Origin of the sequence: Niveispirillum sp. SYP-B3756 (assembly GCF_009495745.1) — a bacterium.
GTDB lineage: Bacteria > Pseudomonadota > Alphaproteobacteria > Azospirillales > Azospirillaceae > Niveispirillum.
Genome location: NZ_WIDQ01000016.1, coordinates 78,858 through 96,561 on the forward strand (window position 1 = coordinate 78,858; position 17,704 = coordinate 96,561).

The following is a 17,704-nucleotide window of genomic DNA, read 5'->3' on the forward strand; positions in this document are numbered from 1 at the left end:
CCAACTCAGCAGGCGATCCGCAGGATATGCTTCATCCCATCCAGCGGAACGCGGATACCGTCGGCTGTTCCGGTGATCGCCGCGCCGTCAAGGCTGGTGCCGTCCCCCCTTTCCACCTGGATATCGCATCGGGTGCCCGCCACGATGACGGTGGCGGTGAAGCCCGGCCAGGCGGCGGGGAGGCAGGGGGCGATGAGCAGATATTCTCCCTCTCGACGGATGCCAAGGATGCCTTCGATCCCGGCGCGGTACATCCATCCGGCCGAGCCGGTGTACCAGGTCCAGCCGCCACGTCCGGCATGGGGGGCCACCGAATAGATGTCAGCCGCCACGACATAGGGCTCCACCTTGTAGCGGTCGGCGGCCTGGGGCGTGAGGGCATGGTTGATCGGGTTCAGCAGGGCGAAGAGATCGGCGGCCTTGTCCCCTTGGCCTAGCTTGGCGAAGGCCAGCACCGCCCACATGGCGGCGTGGCTGTATTGTCCGCCATTCTCGCGCAGGCCCGGCGGATAGCCTTTGATATAGCCGGGATCGTGCGGCGTCTGGTCGAAGGGCGGCGTGAACAGCAGGGCCAGCCCCTCGTCCCGGTGGATCAGTTCGCTGTCCAGCGATGCCATGGCTGTTGCTGCCCGCGCCGGGTCGGCCGCCCCTGACAACACCGCCCAGGACTGGGCGATGCTGTCGATCCGGCATTCCGCGCTGTCGCTGGAGCCGAGCCAGGTGCCGTCATCATAGGTGGCGCGGCGGTACCATGCGCCGTCCCAGCCCTCCCGTTGCACAGCGTCGCGCAGCCGGTCGGCATGCGCCCGCCAGCGTTCCGCCCGACCCGGATCACGGATATCAGCCAGGGGGGCGAACAGGGCGATGGTGCGCAGCAGCAGCCAGCCCAGCCAGACGCTCTCGCCCCGGCCCTCCTGCCCGACGCGGTTCATGCCGTCATTCCAGTCGCCAGTGCCGATCAGCGGCAATCCGTGCGCGCCCGTCAGGTCCAGGCACTGGTCCAGGCCACGGGCGCAATGCTCGAACAGAGACCCCGTCTCGTCGGCCGCCATCGGCTGGAAAAAGGCGTCATGTTCGCCGGGTGCCAGGGGCGGCCCGTCCAGGAAGGGCACGATCTCATCCAGCACGGCATGGTCGCCGGAACCGGTGACATACTGGGCGGTGGCATAGGCCAGCCAGACGCGGTCGTCAGAAATCCGCGTCCGCACGCCCTGTCCGGAATGGGGCAGCCACCAATGCTGGACATCGCCCTGGATGAATTGCCGGCCGGCGGCGCGCAGCAGGTGGCGCCGCGTCTCCTCCGGCTGCGCCAGGCTGAGCGCCATACCATCCTGAAGCTGGTCGCGGAAGCCGTAGGCGCCGCTGGCCTGGTAGAAGGCGGAGCGCGCCCAGACCCGGCAGGCGATGGTCTGGTACAGCAGCCAGCCGTTCAGCATGATGTCCATGGCCCGGTCGGGCGTGGTGACCTGGACGGCGCCCAACAGTCGCGTCCATTGCGCCGTCACCCCGGCCAGCACGGCGTCCAGGTCGGCGGCGCGGTATTTCAGGACCAGCGCCCGCGCCTCCGCCGCCGAGCCACCCTGGCCCAGCAGCCAGACGATCTCCACCGTCTCGCCGATGCCCAGTTCTACCACGCCCTGCAGGGCGGCACAGGGATCGAGGCCGCCGCCGACGCGACCGGACAGGGCATTGCGGCCCAACAGCGCCGCTGGTGCCGCCATGCTGCCGTCACGGCCCAGGAACCCGGTCCGGTCGCCCGTCCATGCTGTCTGCCGTCCACCCAGGTCGGCAAAGGCGACGCGGCCGGAATACGACGTGCTCCACGGGTTAAGGGCCAGCAACGCACCGGTGGCCGCATCGATTTCCGTGGTGATGAAGGGGCCCGATGCCCCGCGCGACGTGCCCAGCACCCACTCCGTATAAGCGGTGACCGACAATTTGCGGGGCGTGCCGGAGAGGTTGCGCAGGCTGAGGCGTGAGATGCGGACGGGATCGTCCGTCGGCACATAATGCAGCAGATCCAGCGCGATGCCGTTGGCCTGATGTTCGAACCGGCTATAGCCGAAGCCGTGGCGGGCAATATAGGTGCCGCCGTCGCGGATCGGCTGGGCCGTGGCGGACCACAGGTCTCCCGTCACCTCATCACGGATATAGATCGCGTCGCCGGCCGGATCGGCCACGGGATCGTTGGACCATGGGGTCAGCTGGTTTTCCCGGCTGTTCCCGGCCCAGCAATAGCCGCTGCCATCGGCCGACACCTGGAAGCCGAAGCCCGGATTGGCGATGACGTTGATCCAGGGGGCCGGGGTCGTCCGTACCCCGTCCAGAGTGACGACATATTCCCGCCCATCCTTGTCGAAACCGCCCAGCCCATTGAAGAATTCCAACCCCGACGGGGCTGGTGCTGGCGTCGCTGGCGTTTGGCAATGAGGAGGCAGCGGCACGCGGGCCGGCAGGGCCGGCAGATGGTCGAACTGTCCGGCCAAGGGGCCGCGCCTTGCCACCAGCACGACACGGGCCACGGCCGACAGCAGGGCTCGGGCCTCCACGCTCAACAGGTCCGCGCGCAGCGTGTAGGCGGCACCCTGGGCCAATTCCGTGCCATGGCGGGGACGCGACTGGCTGCGGCGCACCGCCGTCTCGATGGCGATCTGCAGATCCTGGATGTAGGAGGAGGCGCGTTCATTGATGATGACCAGATCGATGGCCAGCCGCTTCATGCGCCAATATTCATGCGCCCGCAGCAATTGGCGAACCTGGTCCATATCCTCCACATCGTCGATCCGCAGCAGGACGATGGGCAGGTCGCCGGAGATGCCGTGCGGCCATAGGCCCGATTGCGGGCCGATGCCGCGCAGGATCGCATCGGAAGGGGCCCGGAAACGCGGATCGGCATAGAGGATGGGGGCGGCCAGCCGCTGGAAATCGGCGGCCTCGGCGGCATCGACGCCCAGATGGCGCAGCTGCACCTGGGCTTGCGTCCAGGCCAGGGTCCGCGCCCGGTCGAAGGCGTTGCGGTCGTGATGCTGGTCGATCAGGTCAAGAAGCTCGGCGCGCGTGGCGGCGACCAGGGTCCAGAACGATATTTTGACGACCCCGCCCGGTGGCACCAGCACGCATTGGCGCAGCGCGAAGACCGGGTCCAGCACCGTGCCGACGCTATTGGACAGATGATGCCCATCCTGAAGCGCCATGGCCGAGCCGATGGCCCGGCTGCGGCCCAGGAACCGTGCCCGGTCGGTCTCATATTGCGGTTCGGCCGCCGGTTCGCCCTCCACCACGGCGAAATGGGCGGCCCAGACCTGGGGCTCGTCAGGCGCGCGCGGCCGGCGGGTGGCGACCAATGCGCCGAATTCGGCCAGATGCTCGGTCTGCACAAACAGCTTGGCGAAGGCGGGATGGGCGATGTCGGCCGCCTGGCCGGTCAGCACCAGTTCGGCATAGGAGGTCAGGTCGATGCGGCGTGGGCGTCGGCCGCTGTTGGTCAGCGACACGCGGCGCACCTCGCCATCCACCTCGCTGGAGACCAGCACGGTCATCTGTGTGGTCAGGCCGCCGTCGCGGCGGATGAAATCGGCATGGTCCTCGCTGAACAGCACCTCCTGCTCGTCCGCCGTCGGACCCAGCGGCTGCGCGCCGACCGACCACAGCCCGCCGCCATAGCAATCGCGCAGGAAGATGAAGCTGCCATGGCTGTCACGGGTGGCATCCTCGCGCCAGCGGGTGATGGCGATGTCGCGCCAGCGGCTGTAGCCGCCGCCCGTGGCGGTCAGCATGACGCCATAGCGCCCGTTCGACAGCAGGTGCGTCACCGGGCCGCCGGGCGACAGGGGCGCCACGCGGCGGGCCACCGGTGCGGCACCGCCGGCCTCGCTTGCCGTGGCCTTTACCTCCTCGGCACGGGGCGGGGCGATGGGCACGTCACGCGGCATGCGCTCCTGCAACAGCAACGCGCAGGCCTGGATCATCGGCTCGCGGTGGAAGCGGGCGCGCATCCGCCCGTCCTGCACGGTATTGGCGATGGCGACGATGGTCATGCCCTGGTGATGGGCCATGTAGTTGCGCACGATGGCCAGATCCGTGCCCTCGGGCAGGCGGGTGCGGGTGAAATCCACCGCCTCGTAGAATCCGTAGCGGCCATTGGCGCCCAGGGCGGCCAGCCTATCGTAATTGCGCCGCGCAGCATGGGCATCGACCATGCTGGCCAGACCCGTGGCATAGGGGGCGATCACCAGGTTTTCCGCTAAGCCGCGCTTCAACCCCAGGCCGGGCACGCCGAAATTGGAATATTGATAGGTGAATTCCAGATCCCGCGCGTTATAGGCGGATTCAGAGATGCCCCACGGAATGCCCAGGGCCTGCGCATAGGAGCGCTGCCAGTCGACGACCAGGCGGTTGGTTTGTTCCAGCAGGCTGCCCAGGGGTGCGCGCATCACCAGGGACGGCATCAGATACTCGAACATCGATCCCGACCAAGAGATCAGGGCCGAGCCGCTGCCGATGGGGGCGGCTGTCCGGCCCAGCCGGAACCAATGCCTGGTTGGCGCGTCACCCTTGGCCACGGCGAACAGGCTGGCCAGCCGCGCTTCAGAGGCCAGCAGGTCATAGCAGCTCGGGTCCAGGCGGTTGTCAGGCAGGGAATAGCCGATAGACAGCAGCTTGCGTTCCGGGTCGAGCAGGAAGGCGAAATCCATGCCCAGCGCCAGGGCGCGGGCCATTTCCGCCAGCCGCAGCAGGCGGTCGCGCAACGGGATGGCCCCCGTTTCGCCTGAAACCCGGTCGCGGGCTTGCTCCGCCAGGGTTTTGCCCAGCGCCTCCACCCAGAACAGCAGGTCGGCGGCAGCGTCATCCCCGCTCGCGGGCAGCAGGTCGCGCGCCTGCCTTGCCGCCTTGTCACCCAGGCGTTTCAGGGCGGGCGCCAGGATATCAAGCGAGAGCGAACCGGCCAGCAAGGTACCGATCTCCGTCAGGCCGCCGGCCAGCAGGCTTCCGCGATCACCGCCGGCGGCGGGCAGGGTGGCCAGGGCCTGCCTGGCCAGTGACAGATTGTCCGCCAGGCCCTGGCGGGAAATGGCTGCCGGAATGGGCGTATCGGTCCATTCCGTGCAGGCATTGGCCAGCACGATCAGATGGCCGGCCAGATTGCCGCTATCCACCGAGGAGATATAGGCCGGGTCGAGGGGGCGCAGATCCTGCGTGTCATACCAGTTGAAGAAATGGCCCCTGAATCGGGCCAGCCCCTGCATCGTGGCCAGGGTCGTCTCCAGCCGTTCGATGGTTTCCAGTGCGCCGGTCCAACCGAAATCGCGGGCGGCGACGGTGGACAGCAGGTAGAGGCCCATGTTGGTCGGCGAGGTGCGATGGGCCACGACGGGCCGGGGCGTTTCCTGGAAATTATCCGGCGGCAGCATATTGTCGGGCGGCGTCACGAAGCTTTCAAAAAACCGCCAGGTGCGCCGGGCGATCAGGCGCAGAGTATCGCCATCGTCGCCCGTAAGCGCCTGTTCCGGCGTCAAAACGGCCGGCCGGCTGACATGCAGCGCGATGGTGGGTGCCACCAGCCAGAGCAGGGCGAAGCACATGGCCAGCGGCCAACTGGCCGGTGCCAGCAGGATGGAAGCCGCCGGCATCGCCAGTCCTAGCGCCACACCCCCGGCCATCTGCCTGTAGAACCCGCGCAGGTCCAGGCGCGGGCTGCCCGTCGACTGTGCGGCGGTCGTCCATTCAAGCAGGTGGCGACGGCTGACGAACAGCCGGGTCAGGGTGCGGATGATGGCATCCGCGTTCCGCCAGGTCTGGTCGGCCAGGAAAGCGACCGACAGCAGGCCCTGCAATGCCGCCAGCCGCAGGTCGGCGCTCAGCCCCTCCATGTGGGCGCGCAGCCGGATGCCGCGGCGCCGGGGCAGCAGGGCAAAGGCGGCGGGCAGGAAGCCGGGGGCGGCCAGTGCTGCCAGCAGCAGCAGTGTTCCCGCCGTCGCGGCCGGCGGGGGCAGCCGCCAGCACAGGAACAGGGTGGCGATGCCAGCCGGCGCCAGCAGCGACCGGCGCAGATTGTCCAGCATCTTCCAGCGCCCGGTGGCGGGCATGGCATGGGGGCCCGTCCGCCGCCCGAAGATCCAGGGCAGCAATTGCCAGTCGCCCCGGACCCAGCGATGCTGGCGTTTGCCGGCGACGTCGTAGCGGGACGGGAATTCCTCCACCACCTCGACATCCGATGCCAGCCCGGCGCGGGCGAAGCTGCCCTCGAACAGATCATGGCTCAGCAGGCTGTTTTCCGGAACCCGGCCAGCCAGCGCCGCCTCGAACGCATCCAGGTCATAGATGCCCTTGCCGGTGTAAGACCCCTCGCCGAACAGGTCCTGGTAGACGTCGGACACAGTGGCGGCATAGGGGTCCATGCCGCCGGGGCCGGAGAATACCCGCTGATAGGCCGATCCCTCGCGCCCCAGCGGCAGCGACGGCGTGACGCGCGGCTGCAGGATGGCATAGCCGCCGCTGACGCGCTGGTCGGCTTCGTCGAACAATGGCCGGTTCAGCGGATGAGCCATCTTGCCGACCAGACGCAGGGCCGCGTCACGAGGCAGGCGTGTATCGGCATCTAGGGTTATAACATAACGCACATCGGTGGGCACAGAAGGCGACCGACCGTCCACATCCATGAAGCTGGTATCGGTGGCGCCGCGCAGCAGCCGGTTCAACTCATGCAGCTTGCCGCGCTTGCGTTCCCATCCCATCCAGCAGCCTTCGGACGGGTTGAACCGGCGGTGGCGATGCAGCAGCAGGAAACGCTTGCCGGCGGGCCCCGGCCCATGGCGGCTGTTCAGGTGGGCGATGGAGGCTGCGGCCAGTGCCAGCAGGGCGGCGTCACCGTCCAGCACCTCGCGGTCGCTATCAACCCCGTCGGTCAGCAGGGCGAAGGTCAGGTCACCACGCCCGCCGGCCAGATGATGCACCTCCAGCCGCTCAATCTGCTCGCGCAGGTCGGCCTCGCCGGTCAGCAGGGTCGGCACGGCGACCAGGGTGCGCAGGGATGCCGGTATCCCACCGGCCAGGTCCATGCCTGGCAGGGTCACGGCCCCGAAGCTCCAGGTAACCGCCCGGTTGACCAGGGTCGTCGCCAGTTCGGTCGCCGGCAGAAGGGCGGCCAGGACCAGCAGCAGCGGCAGGATGATACCTGCATCGGGCGGCAGCGTCACCCAGAGTGCTGCCGCCAGCAGCGTGCCGGTGACGAACAGGATGGAGCCGACATAGCCCGCCATGCCCAGCCGGACATTGAACCGGCTGATCCACAGCCGGGGCGGGGGGCGGAAGCCGATACGGCGTTCAAGTGCCGGCCGGCCACCAGCAATCAGATGGTACCCGGGATCGGACCGTCGTTCCGCTTCGCCGCCACCGGTAGCCGATGCCATCGCGGCAGCCATCAGCGCCGCCCCGGCAACATCCAGTTCGCTGTGGGGCGAACCATGGGCCAATTGCTCTATGGCGCTGCGATACAGATTGCGCGTCGGGAAATCCATGGCCGCGAACGGGCTTTCAGCACGAAGCCGCGCATCCACCAGGCTCACGCTCTCCACCAGTTCGGCCCAGTCCATGGCAGAGATCAGCCGCATGCTGGTGATGACATTGCGCACGGTGACGTTGGAGGCGCCCTGGCGCTGCTGGGCATGTTGCACCACCTCCTCCATGCTGGTGCCCTGCCGCGCCAACCGTTCCTCCAGCCAGCCCAGGGCCGGGGTGGTTCGGGGATCCTGATCGCGCAACCGCTTGGCAAGCTGGGCCGCGAACCGTTCGGAAAGCGGGCCCAGATTGATATCGGGGATGGGGCCGGTGAAGTCCGCGGCCAGCAAGCGGTCGGCCAATGTTCCGGCCTCGGCTCGGTCCTGGCGACCGGTGGTGATCTGGTCTGCCAACCGGCGCAGGTTTTCGATCAGCACGATGCGCAGGGTGATGGCAACCGCCCAAAGCTCGCCGATGGTCAGCGGCTGGACCCGCTGGTAGGCGGCGATGAAGCGGCGCAGGCTGTCGGGATCGACATGGCTGTCGGTATGGGCGACGAAGGCCCAGGCGACCTCGAACACCCTTGGATATCCGGCGAACGGGCCGCCGGCCAGTTTGGGCAACTGGCGGTAATATCCCGGCGGCAGGTCATCGCGGATTTCGCGGATCTGCTCTTCCACCAGATGGTAATTGTCCAACAGCCATTCGGCGGCGGGCACCACGCCCCGGCCCGCCTCCAGTTCCAAGGCACCGGCACGATAGGCCGCCAGCAACACGCGGGCATTGTCGTCCAGCCTGGCATGGAGGGACAGGACGGCAGGTGGGCTGTTGGTCACGGCCTGGGCGGTGGCCAGGGTGCCGGCATGCTGTTCAAGCCGCTCGATGCCGAACAGTTCCTCGCGGACGGGCCGTGGGTCCGTCCAGGGCGGGGCCGGCGGCCGCGGCCCCAGAATACGGCGAAGGGTGGGCATCATCGGTACTTCTCCCGCCCGGGGCGCCCTGATGTCAGGGCGGCAGGCCTCGGGTTGGAAACGACACAAGCGCATGCCGTGCCGGCGAGTGATCAGTGGCGCCAATCCGACGGGACTGGCAGGTCGCCGCCGACATCGACATGGACAGCATCGTCAGGCGGCCGCTGGCGCTTGTCGGAGAATCGCAGGCTAAGGCATCGTCCGTCAGCCGTTCGCAGGCACAGGTCCCGGCGTCCGAATACCTCCCGCAGGGTTTCCGGCGCCAGCCGGATTTCACCGGCACAGACCACCTGCCCGGAAAGTTCGAGAAAGCCTTCGAAATCATACTCGACCGGGGCGATCAGCTCGTCGCCGCAGATCAGGGTGCCCGCCCCGCTAAGGCCGCCAAGATATTGCATGATAAGTGTCATTCTCCGGCAGGAAGAATTATGGGTGCGCAATCGGCCTTGAGCACTGCCTCCAATTCTCTTGTATCAATGGGAAGAACTTGGCGAATGGAACTGAGAACGCCGATGGCAGGCGTATGGAGCCTTGCCGACGTGCGCCGGTAGGCGGAAAAGGACAGGCTGCTGATCTCTTCCTCATCGATTTCCAGAAGGTACATCCCGACCGGCAGCAGCCTGTCGAACGAGGCGAGGGCAAAGGGACGTTCGAACGTAACCGTCATTTCCGTCGTACGGATGGGCATTGGCTGATCCTTCCATTTTGAAGACGGGTGGTGGTGCATACCGGCGGTTGTTTCGCACCTACGCTGCCTTATCCATGGCCTGCCGAATGGCCCGGGCAAGATGTGTGGCGCGGAACGGCTTGCGGATCACGACCGCATCCGGTGGCAGAAAAGACCGGGGCAGCGGAATGCCGTCATTGAACAGGCGCGGAACCAACAGTGCTCGCAGGATCGGTGCCGTGCCGATGAATGCCGGGATACAGGGCAGATGGGCGTCCATGATGATCAGATCCGGATGCAAACGATGCGCGGCCGTGATGGCCTGGCCGGTGGTCTGAACGATGGCGCAGATTTCATGTCCCATCGCGTGCAGTTGGGTGGACAGTTGCAGCGCGATCCGGGGTTCATCCTCCGCGATCACAATGCGCAGGCTCCTGGCCGTGTCCATCGCCTTGGGGATGGCGCCGCCTTCATTATCCCATCGGGCCAGGGGATCGGGAGGCAACGGGTCCGGGCTCTGTCGGTCGGCCATCGTCAAGACGGCATCGCATGGGCTTCGACCAGCCACAGCTGCCGGCCCATGTTTCTCGATATTTCAGTGAACAGGTTGGCGGTATCCGGATCGCCATGGGAGATGGAGAGATCGACGGCCTCCCGCGCTGATCGGCCGAAGGCGGTTATCGCCCTGGACAAGGCGATGACATGATGGCGGACATCCGACAAACCCAGGGGATAGGGTGCCAGGAAGGACTGTTCCACGGCCGCCTGCACCTTGCCCTGTGCGGTGCCGCCTAAGGCGCCGGCCCGTTCTGCGATCAAGTCGGTATAGACTTCGATCTTGACGGAGGTGCTGTCGAACAGCCTATGCCCCACATTGAAGGCAGGGCCTCTGACATTCCAATGCGCCTGCTTGACCTGGGCGTGCAAATCGATGGCGGCCGCCAAGTGACGGTTCAGCAGTTCGACGGATCGAACCCGAACAGCTTCGGATAGGGTGTTGTTCGTTTGATGCATGGTCATCACTCCTGCCGTCGATCCTGATCATAAATGATGGATAGAATTGGTAGGGAGGGTCGGAAAATACCCAGACCCAAAAGTGTTAATCTTTATACATTTTTTCGTATTATGCAGATTCTTGAAACATGTTAAAATGCGCATCACGCCGGTAAACGCTCCGGCGAATATTTAAAGGTTATTTTATCATGACAACTCAGGGTCCAGGTCCACCGGGCGACGCACCGGCCGGGACGGCGTTTCCCGTTGTGGCCATCGGCGCGTCGGCTGGCGGATTGGATGCGGCCACCCGGTTCGTGGCGGCGCTGGGGGATGGCGGGGGTGCAGCCTTCATCCTGGTTCAGCATCTCGACCCCAACCATGACAGCCTGCTGACCGACCTGCTGGCGGGCCATACCGCGCTTCCCGTCCGGGATGTCACCGATGGCATGGAGGTCCGCCCCGGTCATATCCATGTCATCCCGCCTGGAACATACCTGTCGGTTGCCGATGGATGCTTGCGCCTGATGTCGCCGCAGGCGCGGCATGGCGCGCGCCTGCCGTTCGATTTCCTGCTGACGGCACTGGCGCGGGATTATGGTCCGCGGGCGGTCTGCGTGGTGCTGTCGGGCTCCGGTGCGGATGGCAGCCTGGGATTGAGAGCGGTGCATGCGGCCGGTGGTCTGGTCATCGTCCAGGACCCGATGGAGGCCGGATATAACGGCATGCCGCGCAGCGCCATCGCCACGGGCCTGGTCGACCATGTGCTGTCGGTGGCCGCCATGCCGGCGATGATCCGGGACCGTTCAGGAGCTGGTGGCGCCAAGCCGCAGGCCGGCGCCCTGGACGGACTGCCGGCGGTCATCGACCTGCTGCGTACCCATACGCCCCATGATTTCTCGCTGTACAAGCAAGGCACGCTGCGCCGCCGCATCGACAGGCGCATGGCCATGGCCGACATCGCGGCGGACGGGATGGAGGCCTATCTGGACCTGCTGCGCCGTGATCCGGTGGAACGCGACCATCTGGCCAAGGATCTGCTGATCAACGTCACCGCCTTCTTCCGCGACCCGGTGGTCTTCGACCTGCTGGCGGCCACCGTCATCCCCGACCTGATCCGGGGGCGGGGGCCGGACGATCACCTGCGCCTGTGGGTGGCCGGGTGCAGCACGGGTGAGGAGACCTATTCGCTGGCCATGCTGCTTCTGGAGCAGATCTCCCTGCTGGGCCCGGCGATCAAGCTACAGCTCTTCGCTTCCGACGTGGATCCCGACGCGGTGGCGAAGGCCCGCGAGGGGCTGTATCCCGCCGGCATCGTCGAGGCGGTGTCGCCCGAGCGGCTGGCCCGGTTCTTCATCCATGAAGACGGGGGCTACCGGGTCACCCAGGAACTGCGCAGCCTGGTGGTGTTCACGGTCCAGGACGTGCTGGCAGACCCGCCTTTCTCCCGGCTGGACTTCATCTCCTGCCGCAACCTGCTGATCTATCTGCTGCCCGAAGCGCAGGCGCGGGTGCTGGCCCTGTTCCATTTCGCGCTTCGCGACGGCGGCTTCCTGCTGTTGGGCGGGTCGGAGACGGTGGCGCCGGCCGGTGCCGACCGGTTCGAGGTGGTGTCGAAGTCCGCCCGGCTCTACCGGCATGTCGGGCGGAGCCGGCCGGGCGATTTCAGCTTCCTGATGAGCGCCGGCGACGGCGTCCGCACCCCGGTCCGGGTGGGTGTCGGCCCCGCGCCGTCGCGGCAGGCGGCGCTGGCCGAGCTGTGCCAGCGGCTGGTGACGCAGGATTATGCCCCGGCAGCAGTGCTGATCAACCGCCGGCACGATTGCCTCTATTCCCTGGGGCCGACGGAACGCTATCTGCGGGTGCCGCCGGGTCATCCGACCCATGACCTGTTGTCCATGGTGCTTCCCGGCCTGTCAGTGAAGCTGCGCGGTGCCATCCAGCGGGCGCGGCAGGACCAGATGAGGATCGTGGTCGCGGGCGGCCGGTCCCGCCGTGACGGCGACAATCAAGCCTTCAGCATCGCCGTGCAGCCTGTCCGCCATGACGGGGAAGACCTGATGCTGGTCTGCTTCATGGACCAGGCCCAGGTCGACACGCATGTCGACCCTTCGGCCGCTCGCTCCGGCGAAGCCCCCGTCCGCGCGCTTGAACGCGAGCTGGACTATACGCGGACGGAACTGGAAGCGGCCATCCGCAACCTGGAACTGGCCGGGGTGGAACAGAAGGCCATCGCCCAGGAAGCGTTGTCGATCAACGAGGAGTACCAGTCCGCCAATGAGGAACTGCTGACCTCCAAGGAGGAGTTGCAGTCGCTGAACGAGGAACTGACCGCCCTGAACAGCCAGCTGCAGGAAACCCTGGAACGGCAGCGCACCACCGCCAATGATCTGCAGAACGTGCTGTACAGCACCGATGTGGCCACAATCTTCCTGGACCCTCGGCTGGCCATCCGGTTCTTCACGCCGGCGACGCGATCGCTGTTCAGCATCCTGCCCGGTGATGTCGGTCGGCCCCTGGCCGATCTCAGCTCGCTGGCCGCCGATGGCGCCCTGATTGCCGATGCGCAGTCGGTGCTGCGCAGCTGCGTGCCGATGGAACGGGAGATCGAGGCACGGACGGGAGCCTGGTACCTGCGCCGCGTGCTGCCCTACCGCACCCAGGATGACCGGGTGGAAGGCGTGGTGATCACCTTCACCGACATCACCGAGCGCCGGCATGTGGCCAACGCCCTGAACGCGGCCAAGCGCGAGGCCGACGTGGCCAACCGGGGCAAATCGCGCTTCTTGGCCGCCGCCAGCCACGACCTGCGCCAGCCCTTGCAGACCCTGACCCTGCTGCAGGGCGTGCTGGCCAACAGGGCCACGGGCGGTCAGCGGGAACTGCTGGACCGGATGGGGGAGACGGTTGGGGCCATGTCCGGCATGCTGAACGCCCTGCTGGACATCAACCAGATCGAGGCCGGCATCGTCACCACGACCGTCACCCGCTTTTCCCTCAACGACCTGCTGGTCCGGATGCGCGACGAGTTCAGCTATCATGCCCAGGCCCGCCGTCTGGTCCTGCGCACGGTCTCCTGCAGCGCCATGGTGTTCAGCGACCGCCACCTGTTGGAACAGATGATCCGCAACCTTTTGTCCAACGCGCTGAAATATACCAGGACGGGCAAGGTGCTGATGGGGTGCCGGCGCCGGGCAGGCGGCATCGTCAGCATCGAGATCTGGGATACCGGTGTCGGCATCCCGGAGACCGAACAGCAGATGATCTTCGAGGAGCATCACCAGATCCTGGAGGCCGGGGAGCGCCCCGGCAACGGATTGGGCCTGGGCCTGTCCATCGTGCGGCGGCTGAGCGAGTTGCTTGGCCATCCCGTGCGGGTCCGTTCCACACCGGGCAAGGGATCGATGTTCGCGGTGGACATCCTACCCGACCCCGGCGCGGTGCTGCTGCCGGAACCATCGGTGGTGTCGGCGCCGGAGCCGATGGTTACCGTGTCGGCTACCGTCCTGGTGGTGGAGGATGACCCGGAAGTGCGCGACCTGCTGGGCATGGTATTGGCGGAGGCCGGGCATCGGCCGATATTGGCGGTTGATGGACCGTCCGCGCTGCGCCAGATGGCGACGGGGGATTTCCGCCCGGACCTGCTGCTGGTGGATTTCAACCTGCCGGGTGGCATGAACGGCCTGGATCTGCTGGGGGCGTTGCGCCGCGCCCTGCACCGCCAAGTGCCGGGCCTGTTGCTGACGGCCGACATTTCCACGGAGACGCTGCGCGCCATCGCGCTGCACAACGAGGTGCAACTGCACAAGCCGGTGAACCCGGCCGCCCTGCTGCGCGCCATTCAGCGATTACTGTCCGCTCCGCCGCTGACGGCACGGATGCCGACTGGAACTGCCGATGCCGATACCAGCGCCACCACCATCCATGTCATTGACGACGATGCGCTGCTGCGCGACAGCCTCCGCCAGGCGTTGGATGGGGAGGGGCGGCGCGTGGTCGAATATGCCAATGCCGAGGATTTTCTGGCCGGATTCCGGCCGGCCGGGCCTGCCTGCCTGCTGATCGACGCCTATCTGCCGGGAATAAGCGGGATGGACCTTCTGCACCGTTTGCGTCAGTCCGGGGATACGACGCCCGCCATCATCATCACCGGCAGCAGCGATGTTCCGGTGGCGGTGGCGGCGATCCAGGCTGGCGCCGCCGACTTCATCGAGAAGCCGTTCCGCCGCGCCGACCTGCTGTCCAGCATCGGTCAGGCACTGGAACGGGCACAGGATGGTGGAAAGTTGCTGGCGTGGCAGCAGCAGGCGGCTACCCATGTCGCGGGACTGACGGCGCGGCAAAGGCAGATCATGGACATGGTGCTGGCCGGTCATCCCAGTAAGAATATCGCTGCCGACCTCGGCATCAGTCAGCGCACGGTGGAAAAGCACCGCGCGGCGGTGATGCAAAAGACAGGTTCGCGTTCCTTGCCGGCCTTGGCGCGCCTGGTGCTGGCTGCGGACTGGGACGGATCGGGGAATAGTGGGGGATAAGCGCAGGCTCGTACCCTTCCGAATTGTTATCTGCACGCCGGGAGAAATTTAAGAAATGATCCCGGAAACAATATAGGTGTCTTTAAAACAAATATTGGATAAAATCATTTACTGGTGAGTTTTATTTGATGCTTTAGCTCTTTATCATAAACAAAAAAATCACTTTTAACGCACATGGGTATTTTCCGATAATTTATTATTTTACTATAAATACTCATAATCGTAGTGAAATGAATTCAGACTTTTCTGGATTTCGAATGCAGGAATATCCTCATGTTGAGAATCACCATGATGCACGCTCTGCCCATCGGCTTACTTCTGCTGGCGGGCTGCACGGGACACAATGTGACGGCAAGTTCACCGGGCTATGTCGCCCTGAAGGCCGGGGATTACGCGGAATCCACCCGCCTTCTCGAAGCGTCGAACATCAAGTGGCCGAACAGTCCGATTGACGAGTTGAACCTGGGCGCTTCCTACCAGTCACAGGGCCGTATGGACCTGGCCGAGCCGTTCCTGCGCCGGGCGATAACCCATGGCCATGGGCTGATGCCCACGCAAACCACCCGGGATTGGGCCAAGGGAATGACCGTGGAGGAAGTGGCTTGCCAGAACCTGGCGATCGGCTTGGCGCCGGCAACCATCGAGGGCACGGCCACACCCTGTCAGACGACCCTGGTCGTGGCGGTCATCGCCGCGCCGGGGCCGGTGGCTTCCGTCTACCGCCAGACCTCTTACAATACCTATTTCGATTTCGACAAGGCGACCCTTACCCAGGATGGGGAAGCCATCCTGCGCGATGCCGCCGGGGAGATCCTCAGCAACCCCGACCGGCGTGTCGCCCTGGTGGGCAAGGCGTCGAGGGCGGGCACCGACTATTACAACATGGACCTGTCACGCCAGCGCGTGGAAACCGTGCGCAACACGCTGATCGCTGCCGGCGTGCCGGCGTCACGCATCGATGTGCGCTGGGTCGGCGAGCGTGAACTGCCGGTGCCGCAGCGCGACGGGGCGCAGCAGCCGCTCAACCGCGTGGTGGAAGGCGTCGTCAAGTAACCGACAGATATTCAGCCATGCAACGCCCTTCGACCGGGTGCAACACCTGCAACCGGTCGAAGGGCGCATACCCAATTGGAAAGCACGGATCATGATCATCGAGAATACCGACCTCGAACGGCGCGTCCTGGCGCACGAACGCATCCTCCAGATATTGATCGCCCATATGACGGAGGCGGAGCCGAAGTTTCTGGAACGGCTGCAGGTGAAATTCTCCAAGCCTCATGGCATAGGAGACAATGAGCATGATTTCATCGATACCGACCAGTATGCGCGGGATTTCATTCGCATGGTGGTGAATATCGGTGAGGACGGGAGGTGAGGAGGCGCCGGCCTGTCCGGCTCTTTCCCGGCTCACCCATCGGCGTCAGGAGAAGGATCCCAGAATGACGGCGACGATGGCCGCCATGCCGAGGACGATGGGAATGACCATCGGCGGGGTGAACATGCCGAACCAATCCCGTTTGCTACGGGTGCGTATATCGTCCAGGGGGACGGGTGGGGCCGGCACGGCTTCGTCCGCGGTGATAATCGCATCCAGAACTTCAGGTTCCATGCGGAGTGCGAAGCCATAACCTCTGGCGATTTCGCTCAAATGCAGGGTTGTTGCCACCCGCCGCCAAGCCGGAAAGGATAGTCCGTCCATTGTTTCCTCCTCGGTTTCGACCTCATACTGGCCGGCGGGCAGCAGGCCATCGACACCCAGCAAACCGAATGGGCGGTGGAACCGCACAGCTTGGCGGATTGTACGGGTTGTCATTGGGGAGACTTTCTGTAGGTCGAAATATACGATACCCGTGATTTCGGCATCTGGGAGGTGACGGAAAATCACTCGGCCCATCATGAAAATTTATCATTGATGAATTTTAAGTAATAAGCAACATTATTATTCATTTTTCTTTCAATATTGAACATTGTCACATGGGTATTTTCCGATCCTATCATTATTAGCAATATGTTTTATGTTTTAGGCATGTTTGATGGCCTGCTCCTCTTGGGCAGCGATTGAATTGTCAGGGTCGCTGGCGCGATTTTCTCAGCACACGCGATGCGACCGGACCTCTGCCCCCTTCCTGGGGGCAGCAGCAGGAAAGATATCGATATGGAAAAGTCTGGCACCAAGCCCGCGATCAAGCCCACGGTCGCGCCGACCAACACCGGTAAGGGCAAGCCCGCCCTGGCGCCGGCCCATGCTCCGGCCGCTCATGCTGACAAGCATGACAAGGACACCAACGCCAAGCACGCGCAGAAGAAATAGCCCTTTGCTTGGCTGTGCCGGCGTCGGGCGCCCCTCCGACGCCGGCACTCTTTCCATATCCAGTCCACAGGTGGAGGAAGCAATCATGAAGCGTTTCAACATTCTTCTGGCCGGGGTTGCCCTTGCCACACTGTCTGCCGGCTCCCCGGCCTTCGCGCAGGGCACCCCGCAGACCATCGCGTTGACGCAGGTGGACCCGACCACGCTGGCCACGGGCTATCGTACCTCAAAGGTTGTAGGCAGCACGGTCTACAACGCCATGGGCGAGACGGTGGGCACCATCGACGATCTGATCGTAACACCCAACGACAAGGTGCCCTTCGCCGTGCTGTCGGTCGGCGGCTTTCTCGGCGTGGGATCGAAATATGTCGTCGTCTCCTACGCGGCGCTCAACGTGTCGGACAAGAAGTTCATCCTCCGTGACGCTACCAAGGCATCGTTGAAGAGCCTGCCGGAATATAAATACGCTCCCTGACCGGTTTCGCCCCCAATGGCCGGTACTGGCTAGAGCCGGGCGCGTTTAACCGGAAACGCGCTCGGCTCTAAGCCCTTATTCAGCGAGCGGAATCACGCTCCAAAGCGATTCCGCTTTCCGCAGTCTGCTAGAGCATCGCGCGAGAAAGCGGAATCGAAGGATTCCCTTTTTGGTCTGGATGTGATTCATCTTTATCGGAGGTGGATCATGGGCAAGGCGTATTCAGAAGATCTTCGGGAACGCGTTGAAGCGCGG

11 protein-coding genes are annotated in these 17,704 nt (G+C 65.0%); 5 read left to right on the plus strand and 6 right to left on the minus strand.

The annotated features are described in order from the left end of the window. Window positions 1-5: 5 nt before the first annotated feature. The 5 genes from GE253_RS21595 to dps form a co-directional block, all read right to left on the minus strand. Window positions 6-8,471 carry a glucoamylase family protein gene (locus GE253_RS21595; protein WP_153206208.1) on the minus strand — a complete coding sequence of 2,822 codons (8,466 nt, stop codon included), beginning with the start codon at window positions 8,469-8,471 and terminating at the stop codon, window positions 6-8. Window positions 8,472-8,560: 89 nt separating this feature from the next. Beyond that, window positions 8,561-8,878, minus strand: coding sequence for a hypothetical protein (locus tag GE253_RS21600; RefSeq protein WP_211101541.1), 318 nt, complete (start codon window positions 8,876-8,878; stop codon window positions 8,561-8,563). Continuing rightward, entirely contained in the window at window positions 8,875-9,156 is a 282-nt protein-coding gene (locus GE253_RS21605) for a hypothetical protein (protein ID WP_153206209.1), read from the minus strand. Before GE253_RS21605 ends, GE253_RS21600 begins: the two co-directional genes overlap by 4 nt. A 58-nt stretch (window positions 9,157-9,214) precedes the next feature. Further along, on the minus strand, window positions 9,215-9,673 hold the full coding sequence (locus GE253_RS21610; protein ID WP_153206210.1) for a response regulator: 459 nt from the start codon (window positions 9,671-9,673) through the stop codon (window positions 9,215-9,217). Next, window positions 9,670-10,149, minus strand: a complete 480-nt coding sequence (dps, locus tag GE253_RS21615) for a DNA starvation/stationary phase protection protein Dps (protein ID WP_153206211.1) — start codon at window positions 10,147-10,149, stop codon at window positions 9,670-9,672. Before dps ends, GE253_RS21610 begins: the two co-directional genes overlap by 4 nt. A 188-nt stretch (window positions 10,150-10,337) precedes the next feature. Here dps and GE253_RS21620 point away from each other — a divergent pair, with 188 nt between their 5' ends. The 3 genes from GE253_RS21620 to GE253_RS21630 all read left to right on the plus strand — a co-directional run bounded on the left by GE253_RS21620 (window position 10,338) and on the right by GE253_RS21630 (window position 16,038). After that, complete coding sequence (locus tag GE253_RS21620; RefSeq protein WP_153206212.1) at window positions 10,338-14,663, plus strand: chemotaxis protein CheB; 4,326 nt, start codon at window positions 10,338-10,340, stop codon at window positions 14,661-14,663. 273 nt (window positions 14,664-14,936) lie between these two features. Next, window positions 14,937-15,716, plus strand: coding sequence for an OmpA family protein (locus tag GE253_RS21625; protein WP_153206213.1), 780 nt, complete (start codon window positions 14,937-14,939; stop codon window positions 15,714-15,716). A 91-nt stretch (window positions 15,717-15,807) separates the two neighbouring features. Further along, window positions 15,808-16,038, plus strand: a complete 231-nt coding sequence (locus GE253_RS21630) for a hypothetical protein (RefSeq protein WP_153206214.1) — start codon at window positions 15,808-15,810, stop codon at window positions 16,036-16,038. Window positions 16,039-16,083: 45 nt separating this feature from the next. On the opposite strand, the gene GE253_RS21635 is transcribed toward GE253_RS21630, so the two are convergent. After that, entirely contained in the window at window positions 16,084-16,560 is a 477-nt protein-coding gene (locus GE253_RS21635) for a hypothetical protein (RefSeq protein WP_153206215.1), read from the minus strand. A 258-nt stretch (window positions 16,561-16,818) separates the two neighbouring features. On the opposite strand from GE253_RS21635, the gene GE253_RS21640 reads away from it, so the two are divergent. Then, entirely contained in the window at window positions 16,819-16,974 is a 156-nt protein-coding gene (locus GE253_RS21640) for a hypothetical protein (RefSeq protein WP_153206216.1), read from the plus strand. 85 nt (window positions 16,975-17,059) lie between these two features. Further along, window positions 17,060-17,449, plus strand: coding sequence for a PRC-barrel domain-containing protein (locus GE253_RS21645; RefSeq protein WP_153206217.1), 390 nt, complete (start codon window positions 17,060-17,062; stop codon window positions 17,447-17,449). Window positions 17,450-17,704: the final 255 nt, after the last annotated feature.